Annotated in this window: 13 protein-coding genes and 1 tRNA gene; 9 read left to right on the top strand and 5 right to left on the bottom strand. The window is 57.5% G+C overall.

All coding sequences use genetic code 11. The features are described from left to right. Window positions 1–55: 55 nt before the first annotated feature. The 8 genes from ACXAH3_RS13205 (at window position 56) to ACXAH3_RS13170 (ending at window position 7,477) form a co-directional block, all read left to right on the top strand. Window positions 56–685, top strand: a complete 630-nt coding sequence (locus ACXAH3_RS13205) for an NAD(P)H-dependent oxidoreductase (protein WP_474862557.1) — start codon at window positions 56–58, stop codon at window positions 683–685. Between the two features lie 237 nt (window positions 686–922). After that, window positions 923–2,608: a 30S ribosomal protein S1 gene (gene rpsA, locus ACXAH3_RS13200; RefSeq protein WP_474862556.1), complete on the top strand. Its 1,686-nt coding sequence runs from the start codon at window positions 923–925 to the stop codon at window positions 2,606–2,608. Between the two features lie 278 nt (window positions 2,609–2,886). Further along, on the top strand, window positions 2,887–3,168 hold the full coding sequence (gene ihfB / locus ACXAH3_RS13195) for an integration host factor subunit beta (protein ID WP_474862555.1): 282 nt from the start codon (window positions 2,887–2,889) through the stop codon (window positions 3,166–3,168). 9 nt (window positions 3,169–3,177) lie between these two features. Further along, window positions 3,178–3,528: a LapA family protein gene (locus tag ACXAH3_RS13190; protein ID WP_474862554.1), complete on the top strand. Its 351-nt coding sequence runs from the start codon at window positions 3,178–3,180 to the stop codon at window positions 3,526–3,528. Window positions 3,529–3,533: 5 nt separating this feature from the next. Then, window positions 3,534–4,181: a phosphoribosylanthranilate isomerase gene (locus tag ACXAH3_RS13185; RefSeq protein ID WP_474862553.1), complete on the top strand. Its 648-nt coding sequence runs from the start codon at window positions 3,534–3,536 to the stop codon at window positions 4,179–4,181. A 105-nt stretch (window positions 4,182–4,286) separates the two neighbouring features. Beyond that, window positions 4,287–5,534 (top strand): tryptophan synthase subunit beta, encoded by a 1,248-nt coding sequence (trpB, locus tag ACXAH3_RS13180; RefSeq protein ID WP_474862552.1) that lies wholly within the window; start codon window positions 4,287–4,289, stop codon window positions 5,532–5,534. 286 nt (window positions 5,535–5,820) lie between these two features. Further along, window positions 5,821–5,892 (top strand) — tRNA-Leu (locus tag ACXAH3_RS13175). A 439-nt stretch (window positions 5,893–6,331) separates the two neighbouring features. Further along, a complete protein-coding gene (locus tag ACXAH3_RS13170) occupies window positions 6,332–7,477 on the top strand; it encodes a slipin family protein (protein ID WP_474862551.1) in 1,146 nt (381 codons plus the stop codon). Window positions 7,478–7,544: 67 nt separating this feature from the next. On the opposite strand, the gene hmuQ is transcribed toward ACXAH3_RS13170, so the two are convergent. The 4 genes from hmuQ to pth form a co-directional block, all read right to left on the bottom strand. Further along, on the bottom strand, window positions 7,545–7,871 hold the full coding sequence (gene hmuQ / locus ACXAH3_RS13165; protein ID WP_474862550.1) for a heme-degrading protein HmuQ: 327 nt from the start codon (window positions 7,869–7,871) through the stop codon (window positions 7,545–7,547). A gap of 100 nt (window positions 7,872–7,971) precedes the next feature. Then, window positions 7,972–9,144 (bottom strand): serine hydrolase domain-containing protein, encoded by a 1,173-nt coding sequence (locus ACXAH3_RS13160; RefSeq protein WP_474862549.1) that lies wholly within the window; start codon window positions 9,142–9,144, stop codon window positions 7,972–7,974. A 21-nt stretch (window positions 9,145–9,165) separates the two neighbouring features. After that, a complete protein-coding gene (locus ACXAH3_RS13155; protein ID WP_474862548.1) occupies window positions 9,166–10,188 on the bottom strand; it encodes a DUF2332 domain-containing protein in 1,023 nt (340 codons plus the stop codon). After that, on the bottom strand, window positions 10,185–10,898 hold the full coding sequence (pth, locus tag ACXAH3_RS13150; RefSeq protein WP_474862547.1) for an aminoacyl-tRNA hydrolase: 714 nt from the start codon (window positions 10,896–10,898) through the stop codon (window positions 10,185–10,187). Before pth ends, ACXAH3_RS13155 begins: the two co-directional genes overlap by 4 nt. Before the next feature lie 120 nt (window positions 10,899–11,018). On the opposite strand from pth, the gene ACXAH3_RS13145 reads away from it, so the two are divergent. Next, complete coding sequence (locus tag ACXAH3_RS13145) at window positions 11,019–11,714, top strand: FkbM family methyltransferase (protein ID WP_474862546.1); 696 nt, start codon at window positions 11,019–11,021, stop codon at window positions 11,712–11,714. Between the two features lie 61 nt (window positions 11,715–11,775). On the opposite strand, the gene ACXAH3_RS13140 is transcribed toward ACXAH3_RS13145, so the two are convergent. Next, window positions 11,776–12,420 (bottom strand): 50S ribosomal protein L25/general stress protein Ctc, encoded by a 645-nt coding sequence (locus ACXAH3_RS13140; RefSeq protein WP_474862545.1) that lies wholly within the window; start codon window positions 12,418–12,420, stop codon window positions 11,776–11,778. Window positions 12,421–12,520 lie beyond the last annotated feature (100 nt).

Raw genomic sequence — 12,520 nt, 5'->3', positions numbered from 1 at the left:
TTCATATCTGATCTGTTCACCGGGATGGTTCCGGCTAACGACTTAAAGGTAAGATATGCTTGATAAACTGAACTGGCGCTATGCCACCAAGAAGATGGACCCCTCGAAAAAGGTTCCGGAAGAAAAGCTGAACCAAATTCTGGATGCCATCCGCCTTGCGCCAACATCATCGGGCACCCAGCCTTTCGAGGTTCTGGTTATTACAAACGACGAAATCCGTCAGAAAATTCGCCCTGTTGCATGGGACCAAGCGCAAATCACCGAAGGGTCACACCTGTTGGTGTTTGCTGCGTGGGATAACTATACCGCCGATCGCATTGACGCCGTGACAACCCAAATGGCCGAAGAACGTGGCGGTGAGAACCCGATGCTCACCCAGTATTATGACAATCTGAAAGCCACTTATCTGCCGCGCGACGCGCAGGTGAATTTTGAACATGCGGCGCGTCAGGCTTACATCGCTCTAGGTTTTGCCCTTGCAGCGGCCGCTGAAGTAGAAGTGGACAGCACACCGATGGAAGGATTTGATCCAGCGAAAGTGGACGAAATCCTTGGGTTGCGTGAGCAAGGTTTGCGCTCGGTTGTTTTACTGCCGCTGGGATACCGCGACGAAAGCGGAGATTGGCTGCTTCCGATGAAGAAGGTTCGCAAGCCTGACGAAAAATTACTACGCCGGATCGACTGATCGCGCTGCTGGACGGGCATTTTGCGCCAAGGGGGATTTGCGCAATCCCCCTTGATTTACTGGTAGAATCCCCGTAAATCCCGCCCTGTCGACAAGGTGCAATTGCCGCGACACAGGAAAGAACGAGCAGGGCCGATGCATCGGCCCTCTTTGTTTTGCGTCTAACCTGTTGACCAAATTGGGAAATCCAAGACCGGCGGAGACAACCGCTCGGCCCGTGAAAATGACTGTAAAGGAATGAAACGCCACATGGCTAACGCAACCATGGAGGAATTCGAAGCCCTCCTTAATGAAAGCTTCGAAATGGACACCCCGGACGAGGGTTCGGTTGTCAAAGGTAAAGTCATCGCTGTTGAAGCTGGCCAAGCCATCATCGACGTCGGCTATAAAATGGAAGGCCGCGTTGATCTGAAAGAATTCGCAAACCCGGGTGAAGCCCCTGAAATCGCCGTTGGCGACGAAGTGGAAGTCTACCTGCGCGCGGCTGAAAACGCCCGCGGCGAAGCCGTCATCTCGCGCGAGATGGCCCGCCGTGAAGAAGCATGGGACCGCCTGGAGAAAGCATACGCCGACGATGCACGCGTCGAAGGCGCGATCTTCGGTCGCGTCAAAGGCGGCTTCACCGTCGATCTGGGCGGCGCTGTTGCGTTCCTGCCCGGCTCGCAGGTTGACGTGCGCCCCGTACGTGACGCTGGCCCGCTGATGGGTCTGAAGCAGCCCTTCCAGATCCTGAAAATGGACCGTCGCCGTGGCAACATCGTTGTGTCGCGTCGCGCCATCTTGGAAGAGTCACGTGCCGAACAGCGTGCTGAAGTTATCGGCAAGCTGGCAGAAGGCGATGCAGTTGACGGCGTGGTCAAGAACATCACCGAATACGGTGCGTTCGTTGATTTGGGCGGCGTTGACGGTCTGCTGCACGTCACCGACATGGCATGGCGCCGTGTTAACCACCCGTCCGAGATCCTGACGATCGGCGAAACCATCAAGGTTCAGGTCATCAAGATCAACAAAGAAACCCACCGCATCAGCCTGGGCATGAAGCAGTTGCAAGACGATCCGTGGGATCTGGTTGCTGCCAAGTACCCGCTGGAATCGGTGCACACTGGCCGCGTGACCAACATCACCGACTACGGTGCATTCGTCGAGCTGGAGCCTGGTGTTGAAGGTCTGGTACACGTTTCCGAAATGTCGTGGACCAAGAAGAACGTACACCCCGGCAAGATCGTTTCGACAAGCCAAGAAGTCGAAGTCATGGTGCTGGAAATCGACGGCGCCAAGCGTCGCGTATCTCTGGGTCTGAAGCAGACCATGCGCAACCCGTGGGAAGTGTTTGCAGAAACGCACCCCGAGGGCACCGAAGTCGAAGGCGAAGTCAAGAACATCACCGAATTCGGTCTGTTCATTGGCCTCGACGGCGAAATCGACGGCATGGTTCACCTGTCGGACATCTCGTGGGACGAGCGTGGCGAAGAAGCCATCCAGAACTTCAAGAAGGGCGACATTGTCAAAGCTGTCGTTTCGGAAGTTGACACCGACAAAGAGCGTATCTCGCTGTCGATCAAAGCTCTGGACGGTGACCCCTTCGCAGAAGCCGTTGGCGGCGTGAAGCGTGGCTCGATCATCACTGTTGAAGTGACTGCAATCGAAGATGGCGGCGTTGAGGTCGAGTACGAAGGCATGAAGTCGTTCATCCGTCGTTCGGACCTGTCGCGTGACCGTGCCGAGCAGCGCCCTGAGCGTTTCGGCGTCGGCGACAAAGTCGACGTTCGCGTGACCAACGTGGATTCGAAATCGCGTCGTCTGGGTCTGTCGATCAAAGCGCGCGAAATCGCGGAAGAGAAAGAAGCCGTAGAACAGTATGGTTCGTCGGATTCGGGTGCATCGCTGGGTGATATCCTGGGTGCTGCTCTGAAGCAGGACTAAGTCCAAACGCTATAAATTCCGGAACGGCCCTGCGCGATGCGTGGGGCCGTTCTGTTTTTGGCCGGGCCGAATCACGCTTTTCGGCGTTGCGACAGTTTCCAGATCGGAAACGCTGTGCGTTTGCAGCAATCGAAATTTCGCGCTGAAAACGGCTGAAATCCGTCTAATTTCCCCCAAGAAATTACCTAAGACTTGTATGCACGGCTTTGGTTTGCTCCTATACTTCGACAGAATAAGGATGCAAAATCCATTAGATAGACCAATTTGGGGGGACCAGAATGATCCGGTCTGAACTGATCCAGAAGATCGCGGACGAAAATCCGCACCTCTATCAGCGTGACGTTGAACGCATTGTGAACGCCATTTTTGAAGAGATTATTGAAGCCATGGCCCGTGGCGATCGGGTCGAACTGCGCGGCTTTGGCGCATTTTCGGTGAAGAAAAGAGATGCTCGTATCGGGCGCAACCCGCGCACGGGCGAGTCGGTCCAAGTCGAAGAAAAACATGTTCCGTTTTTCAAGACCGGCAAGCTGTTGCGGGATCGACTGAACGGCAAATAAGAGGTTCAAATGCGGTACATCCGTTACGCCTTTCTGGCGGCACTTGGTGTTGTGTTGATTACGGTTGCGCTGGCCAATCGCGGCAGCGTGACATTGAATATTCTGCCCAGCGAATTGTCGGGTTTCCTTGGATGGAGCTGGTCCATCACGCTGCCCCTGTTCGTCGTCATTTTTGGCGGCGTTGTGGCTGGGATACTGATCGGCTTTGTTTGGGAATGGCTGCGTGAACACAAACTGCGTGCTGAAGGTGCGCGTAATCGTCGGGAACGTGACCAGCTGGCACGCGAGGTGAAAACCCTGCGTGAACCCAAAGCGCGTACCGGCGATGACGTTCTAGCGCTTCTGGACAAGACCGGCTGAAAAAGATGAGCATTGCAGTTAAGATCTGCGGGCTGAAAGACCCCGCCCAGCTTACGGCTGCCATCGAGGCTGGCGCGCGCTATATCGGGTTCAACTTTTTCCCCAAAAGCCCGCGGTCCGTGACTGTCGAGCAGGCGGCTGCTTTGATGCTGGACGTTCCTATAGGCGTGGCCAAGGTCGCGCTTGTGGTGAATATGGACGATGCTGGGATCGAAGAGATCGTGAACGGAACAACCGCCGACATGATCCAGTTGCATGGCTCGGAAAGCCCAGAACGTGTGGCTGAAGTTAAGGCGCGCTTTGGCCTGCCTGTAATCAAGGCCATCGGCATCGCCGGACCCGAAGATACAGCGCAAATCGAGCGCTATGCCGGAGCTGCCGATCAGCTTTTGATCGACGCCAAAGCCCCCAAAGGCGCGGATCTGCCCGGCGGCAATGGCGTGCCCTTCGACTGGACGCTTGTGCAGCGCAAATACTGGCCGTGCCCGTGGATGCTGGCTGGCGGTCTGACCCCGGACAACGTCGCCGAAGCAATCCGTCTTACGGGTGCCAAGCAGGTGGACGTGTCTTCGGGCGTGGAAAGCGCGCCGGGTGTGAAAGACCCGGACATGGTTCGGGCGTTTATTTCCAACGCGCAGGCTGCCAAGGACTAGCCCTACGCGCGCGACGCAAAGGAAGCTCTCGCAGCCCAAAAACCGCTGGAAAACCCGGCCCCCCCAATCTATGCAGGTGTGAAATACGCAAAGGCGGGGGGCACCATGGCCAACGATCTTTTTAACAGCTTCATGAACGGTCCTGATGAAAAGGGCCGTTTTGGCGATTTCGGCGGGCGCTTCGTGTCCGAGACATTGATGCCGTTGATCCTCGATCTTGAGGCCGAATACGAGAAAGCCAAGACCGACGACAGTTTCTGGGCCGAGATGAACGATCTGTGGACCCACTATGTCGGCCGCCCCAGCCCGCTCTATTTCGCTGAGGGCCTGACCAAGCATCTTGGCGGTGCTAAGGTCTATATGAAGCGGGATGAGTTGAATCACACCGGTGCGCACAAGATTAACAACGTGCTTGGGCAGATCCTGCTGGCACGTCGCATGGGCAAGACCCGTATCATTGCGGAAACCGGAGCTGGCCAACACGGCGTGGCAACAGCCACTGTCTGCGCCAAGTTCGGCCTGAAATGCATCGTCTATATGGGGGCGCATGACGTCCAGCGTCAGGCCCCGAACGTGTTCCGCATGCGTCTGTTGGGGGCCGAGGTGATTGCCGTTGAAAGCGGTCGTGGCACTCTGAAAGACGCGATGAACGACGCGCTGCGCGACTGGGTGACGAACGTAGCGGACACGTTCTATTGCATCGGCACGGCAGCGGGTCCGCATCCCTATCCCGCGATGGTCCGTGACTTCCAGTCAATCATCGGCAAGGAAACCAAAGAGCAGATGCAGAAGGCCGAAGGGCGCTTGCCCGATACGATCATCGCAGCGATTGGCGGCGGGTCGAACGCGATCGGCCTGTTCTACCCTTTCCTTGACGACAAAAACGTAAACATCATCGGCGTCGAAGCTGGTGGCAAAGGCGTAAATGACGATATGGAGCATTGTGCGTCGTTAACTGGTGGTCGCCCCGGTGTTCTGCATGGCAACCGCACCTTCCTGTTGCAGGATGATGATGGACAAATTTTGGACGGCTACTCGATCTCAGCTGGTCTGGACTATCCGGGCATCGGGCCAGAGCACAGCTGGCTGCACGAAATTGGCCGCGCCGAGTATGTAGCGATCACCGACAAGGAAGCGCTAGATGCGTTTCAGCTGTGTTGCTCGACCGAGGGGATTATCCCTGCGTTGGAGCCCTGTCACGCATTGGCCCATGTGACCAAGATCGCGCCGAAGCTGCCGAAGGATCACATCATTTGCATGAACATGTGTGGACGCGGCGACAAGGACATCTTCACCGTCGCCAAGTATCTGGGTTTTGACATGTCGGACACCGAAGGCCGCGACGTAGATTAAGCTCTGCTAAAAATTGAAACTTTTGCAAAGCCGCTGCGCCTTCGTCGGGCGCGGCGGCTTTGCATTTCGCGTTCAGGCTTTCCAAAAATTACCCAAGTGTGAAATATTGTTGCGCGCACGCCACGATCAAGAATGCGCCTTCCGAAAACTTTTGAAAGCAAAATCGCCGGTTCCTATAAGGGGCGTCCGGTCCAGACGGTGCACATCTTAACGGGCGGAGGTGATCACTCCCCTGGTGCGGGCGGCCCTGCCAGCCCGTATGCCAAGAGTGCCTGAAACGATCGGGGATTTTGTAGCCAAAATGGTACGGCAACAGATTTAGGTTCTGTCATTGCAGGTTCGATCCCTGCCAAAATCGTTGAGTAGCTCAGTCTGGTAGAGCAATCGGTTCCGAATCGATCGGACGCGGGTTCGACTCCCGCCTCATCTAAAGTCGTTAAATCGGCACTGGCCTATCACGCCAGCCCTCACACGAGGTCTATTTAACAGGGGTCAGGGGCGTTCCTGCAGGGGGCGTGCTGACGGGCGCTTGCGCCTTAGGTTCCCCTCTGCTCTGGCGCTTGGCCGGAGGTCTGATGATGGTTTTGCTGTACTCGCAGCCATGACGCCCGTTCGGGCGCATGCCTGCTTGGCCTGCGGCCCTCTCGTCCGATGTCCCGCCTTGGGCTTTGGCCCGGCGCGGTCCTTACCCTTCCCCCCGTTTTGGGGATCACAACTGTGGGCAATCCCGCCCCAACCTTCCCATCAAAAAGGAGATCGCATTTGCGACGACGACGTTAAACATAGGAGTAAATATCATGGCGTTGTTTGAGAACATTTTGAAAACCCTGACCGGCCACACCCGTGTGGTTCTGGGCGAAAACGAGCGGATGCTTGTGACGCGTAAGGGTAAATTTACCGCGATTCTGGGCGCGGGTGAGCACTGGATCATCCGTCGGGATACGCAACTGGAACGCCATGTGCTGAACTCGGATCTGTTTAACAGCTTGCAGGACGACGCACTGTTCCGTGCAGCCCCTGCGCTGGCCGAGCCGCATTTGCTTGAGGTCGAAGCCGGCGAGGCTGAGATGGTCGTCGTAACCCGCAAAGGTGCGATCGTGCATGTCCTGTCGCCCGGTGCGCGTGCCGTGTTCTGGAAAGATCTCGGCCCGTTCGAAGTCTCGCGCCATGAATTGGCCGATGAGCCTTGGATCGACGCAGCATTGGCTGCGCGTCTGGAGCGCACCCAGTTTGCGGGTCTCGTGAACACGCTGCCTGTGGCCGAAGGCCATGTGGGCGTGTTGACTGTGAACGGCACCCGCCATGGGTTGCTTAAGCCGGGGCATCACCGCTTCTGGCGCGCAGGCCACGTGATTGCGGTCAAGCAAATCGATACCCGTTGGCGCGGGTTCGAGGTGACCGGGCACGAGGTTCTGACCCGTGACCGTGTGACCATTCGCGTGAACATTGCCGCAGAAATGCGCGTAGTGGATCCCGAACTGGCCACGACCCGTGTGCGCGACTTCGAAGAAACCCTTCGTTTGTCGCTGGCGCTTGCGTTCCGCAAAGCGCTTGGGGCGGTGACGCTGGACGCTTTGCTTGTCGATCGCGAGGTGATCGGGGCAGGTCCTGCGGACACGGTGCGCAAGGAAATGGCGGCTATCGGCATCGAGCTGCGCGAGATTGCGTTGAAAGACGTCGTCCTGCCCGGCGAAATGCGCGAGATCCTGAACCGCGTGGTCGAAGCCCAGAAAGAGGCCGAGGCCAACGTGATCCGGCGCCGTGAAGAGACCAACGCGACCCGCTCGCTGCTCAACACGGCCAAGGTGATGGCGGAAAACCCGGTGATGATGCGCTTGAAAGAGCTTGAGGCCGTTGAAAGCATCGCCGGAAAGGTCGAGCGCCTGACGGTTCACAACGGGACCGAAGGCTTGATGGGGGATCTTGTGCGTTTGCGCGACTGATCGCCTTGCCTGAAAAAGACGGAAACGCCCGGGCAATTGCTCGGGCGTTTTCATGGTGTGACGTCGATTAGCTCTCGTACATGACCACGTCGAACCCTTCAAAGTTCGGGTGACCCATGATGGGGCTGGTGCCCGTTTTCTTGCGCTTGCTTTCCCCCGAATGCGACGCTCGGAATTGTTCCGACTTGGTCCAGGCTTCAAAGTCTTCGCGGCTGTCCCAGATCACATGGCTGGAAAACAGGGTGTGCTCATCTGTGGTTGGTCCTTGAAGCATACGGAATTCCTTGAATCCCTTCAGCTCTTTCAGGCGGCTTTCGCGGGTGCGCCAGATCTCTAGAAATTCCTCTTCGCGGCCGGGATGCACGCGGAAACGGTTCATGGCGATAAAGCTCATGGCTGGTCCTTTCAGCAGAGTGTTATTCATGCTGGCGAAGGGACGAAGAAGCCCAAGCTGGCGTCGGCATAAAGCGAATTCCAAGCGGGAAGGTCAAGGGCTATGAGGCGTCCATCGCTGCCGCGATGCGGCGGAACATGCTGATGTTCCCATCGTTCACACCTTCACCTCGGAACCCGCGATCCGCGCTGTTCAGCGCGATCACCACGCCGCGCGCCGTGTCGATATAGATGTACTGGCCATAAATGCCGCGGGCGTAATACTCGCCGTCGGTTGCGTCGGGGGCCATCCACCATTGATATCCATATTGCTCGTTGCCTGCTGCGGTCGGCGCCGAAGGACGCGTTGACGCGGCAACCCAGTTGGCGGGCACGATCTGCTGCCCATTCCAGCGGCCATCTTGCCGGTACATCTCGCCAAAGCGTGCATAGTCGCGCGTGGTCAGGTTCAGCCCACCCAAAACGAACGCCACGCCGTACCCGTCTGTCAGGTAATAAGGATCGGCCTCAAGACCCATCGGCGTGATGATGTGTTCTTGAAGCAGGTCAGGAATGTTGCGTCCGGTCGCGCCGCGCACCACCATGCCAATAACATGCGTATCGATGGACACATATTGCCAAGTCTCGCCTGCAGGCGCGAAGCGGTCCTGAAGCCCCGCCGCGAATTGGTCCATCGACTGCCCCAACGCCAAAACGCGGCCCATGCGGTTGATGTCGGAATGGAAGTCCAAATAATCCTCGTTAAACACGACGCCCGAGGCCATGTTCAGCACGTTGCGAATGCTTGCCCCGTCATAGGCGCTGCCCCGCAGTTCCGGCGCGTATTGCACGACAGGATCGTCTAGTGATGTAATGGTCCCTTGCTCGATCACGATCCCAACAAGCGCTGAAAGATAGCTTTTCGCCATCGACCAACTGATCCGCTGATCCGTCAAGCCGGTGCCAAGGTAATAGCTTTCATGGCGCAACTGACCGTCTTTCAAAACCACCAGCCCGGTGACGGCACGGGTCTTGATCCAATCATCGACCGCTTCATCCGGCGACCAGTTTACACCTTGGGGCAGCGGGGAAACCGGGCCGTTCCCGCGCGACATGGTCTGCGTCAGAAAGGCACTCTCCATGTTTGAGAAGTTCTCGACGATCTTGCCTTCCGAAAACAGGGAGTTCACGGCCAGAAGACGGGTAATCCGCTCGCGTTGCCAAAGCCCGACAAGGACCAGAAGCACGATAAAGACACAAGCAGTGCGAAAAAGGTATCTAAAAACGGTACGCATGAAATCTCCGATGTTCGGAGTTTAGGGTGCCGTCCAATCCATCCAACGTCCATGAAAATCTACGCGACCAAGCGTCAACTTTTGGCCCTCGGGCCAGAGCGTCAGGGTGATGGCCGCCCCCGGTGCGTCCGTATCATCCGCCTCCATCGACAGATGAGCGATGGGCCCGCGCTGTGCGGCGGTTTCGATGGCTGCCAAGCAGCGGGTTTGGGTGTCTTCAGGAAAATACTGCCACGCGATGGTGTGATATATAAGGGTCAGGTGATCTGGGGTGATGTTCTGAAGCTGATCTTCCAGCCAAGCAGCGGCATCGCCCTGATCCACGTGCGCCTCAAAGATCGAGGCCGCCGCCCGGCTGCGTTCCAGCCGCTCGGGTTGATCTGCCCACAGATAGGATGACATGCGCAGCAGGTCATCTGCCTTCGTAATATCCATGGGCATCAGGTCGACACCACGCCGAGATACCACAGTCGGCGTTGTGCCAGTGGGCAGATCCCCGCGCCAATCGGGTGTCAATTGAACCAAGGCATCTGCGGGCCCCAGCCGAACTATGCCAGCCTGCAACGCAAACTGATCCCACATCAGGTTCAGCCCCGCGCTGGCCCCCATTTCATAGACCTCAATGGGCATATCGTATCGCGCCGCCAGCCAATGCCCTGCGGCGATCATCACCGCGGCGCGACGGACCTCGTTCGTTTGCGGAGGGAGATCAAGCCAGCGGTCCAGAGTTTCTGCATGATTAGCAAGCGCGACATCAATCGCGGCCTTGATCTGAGCGTCGCTTGGCGCAGGATTGGGCGGATAGATGGCTGCAAGCTGTTGGCATTCACCGGTCAGCACCAACGCGTGAAGTCCCGCCAGAAAGCGAAGAGGCAGGGATTGGCCGCTAGGTCCAAGATTGCCGTCCCAGCCAAACATGCGGTCCGTCAACGGCGTTCCCGGTTGCAGATGCTCTGCAAGCAAATCCAAAATTCGCGCGGTGAAGGGTGACTCGAGCTGTCGGTTGCTCTCCGCCTGATAAGAAAACGCATTTCTCAGGTTCATGAAAACTTATCCATGAGCTTTTGAATCGGGCTGCGATTGTCCTCGGATTCCGCCGCAGGTGTCGCTTTAGGGCGAGGCTGAGGGGGGGCTTTTTTCTTGGACTGTGGCGTTGCCTCTGGCGCGGACCCGCCCGACGAGCGGGGAGGGTTAACGCGCCGCCCGACCGCATTCATAAACTTGCCGCTGTCGCCAGCCGCCAGATCGGCCGCCCCGTCCGAGCACCCGCGTAGCACATCGTCCAACCATTCCTGATCCGCCTTGGCGAAATCGCGCAGCACGAAAGATGCCACCGCTGCCTTGTTTCCCGGATGGCCGATCCCCATGCGCACGCGCTGATACTCGGCCCCGATATGAGCATGGATCGAGCGCAGCCCGTTATGGCCCGCGTGTCCGCCGCCCATCTTAACCCGGCATTTTCCAGGGGCCAAATCCAGCTCGTCGTGGAACACAATCACGTCGTCCGGTGTTAGTTTGTAAAAGCGCATCGCCTCGCCCACCGATTGACCGGACAGGTTCATGAAGGTCTCGGGGCGCAGCAGGATCACTTTCTCGGACCCTAGTTTGCCTTCGCTGACACTGCCTTGAAACTTGCCGCGCCACGGTGCGAAGCCATGATCCTCGGCAATGCGTTCGACCGCCATGAAGCCGATATTATGCCGGTTCCCTGCGTATTTCGCACCCGGATTGCCAAGCCCAACGAACAGTTTCATATGCCGTTTTTCCTTCTGGACATCGGGATCGGAACCCGAAATTATCATTCCCAGTAATCTACTTGGCTTGATCCCGCGTTGCAATTACTGCCATGTGATCGGCCATCCAAGGAGAGCACGATGCCGCAATTCAAACTGGATGGCCTGAAGCTGAAGATTCCGCAGAAATGCATGACCGATGGGATTCGAAACGTCATCCAGCAAGGTCAGTACGAAGCAAACGAGACAACCGCCGTAAGGAAGCACGTCACATCAAAGGACCGTGTTTTGGACCTGGGCGGGGGCGCTGGCTATGTCGCACTACAAGCCGCCCGGCTGGCGGGTGCCGCCAACGTGACAACGGTCGAAGCCAGCCCCGCCATGTTCAAAGCAATCGGCGACAACGCGGAAATGAACGGGTGTGAAACGCTGCGCGTTTTGCATGGGGCCGTGGTGTCGGATGATCACCCCGAGGATACCATTACATTCGAAATGCTGCCGGGGTTCTGGGCCTCGTTCGTGTCGGTTGATGGCGAGCAGAAAAAGAAAGCGTCCAAGCTTATGACCGTGCCCGCGCTGAAATTCTCTGACTTGCAAGATGCGGCTTTGCCGACCGTTGTTACGATGGACATCGAGGGCGCCGAGCTTGCCCTTGCACGTGGTGCATGGCGACCCGAGGTGCGTATCGTGATTATGGAGGTCCACCCCAACAGCTATGGCCTGCGTGCATTGCGACAGCTGGTGATGGATATGTTCGCCAACGGTTTTGGTCCGATGCCTTGGGGTACGCGCGGTAGCGTCATGGTGTTTGAACGTCTGGACGCGCCGCCCAGCTAAGCTGACACAAAAAAACGGGACCCCGAAGGATCCCGTTTCGCAACACCTTTTCAGGCTATGCTTATTCTTCGGCTGCTGCGGCTTCTTCTTCCACAGCTTCTTCGGCGTCATCACCTTCATCATCCGACGAACGCAACGAGCTGGGGGCCGAGATGTTGGCAATGACGAAGTCACGGTCAACAGTGGTCTTGGCGCCTTCCGGCAGAGCAACGTCCGAGATGTGGATCACGTCGCCGACGTCCTTACCGGTCAGATCAACGACGATCTTTTCGGGGATTTCGCCAGCCAGAACGTTCAGTTCGACTTCCGGACGGACGATGGTCAGAACGCCACCGCGCTTCAGACCGGGGGCTTCTTCTTCGTTCTCGAACTCAACGTGGATGAACAGGCTGATCCGGCTGGTGCGGCGCAGGCGCATTAGGTCCAGGTGGGTCGGCAGATCTTTGACAACGTCACGTTGTACGTTGCGGCAGATCACGCGGACGTCTTCCTGACCGTCGATCTTCAGGTTCCACAGGGTCGACAAGAAACGACCGGCCTTCAGCTTTTTGAACAGCTCGTTGAAGGGGATGTTGATGGCCAGCGGGTCAGCGCCACCACCATATACGATACCCGGTACCTGGCCTTCGCGGCGAGCTTGACGAGCGGCCCCCTTGCCTGTCCCCGTGCGTACCGTGGCTTCAAGATTCGGAATCTCACGTGCCATTGGTTTTCTCCATATCTAATAGGTGCGGGGATCCTCCAAGGGTGTAAGCCCCGCTGTGAAGCCGTGCCTATAGACCGGATTGGGGCAGTTGAAAAGGGGG

The organism is Aliiroseovarius sp. ABM4_368 (genome assembly GCF_056161205.1).
Note: the sequence above shows the minus strand (reverse complement) of the source record. Positions and strands in the feature narration are given on the sequence as shown.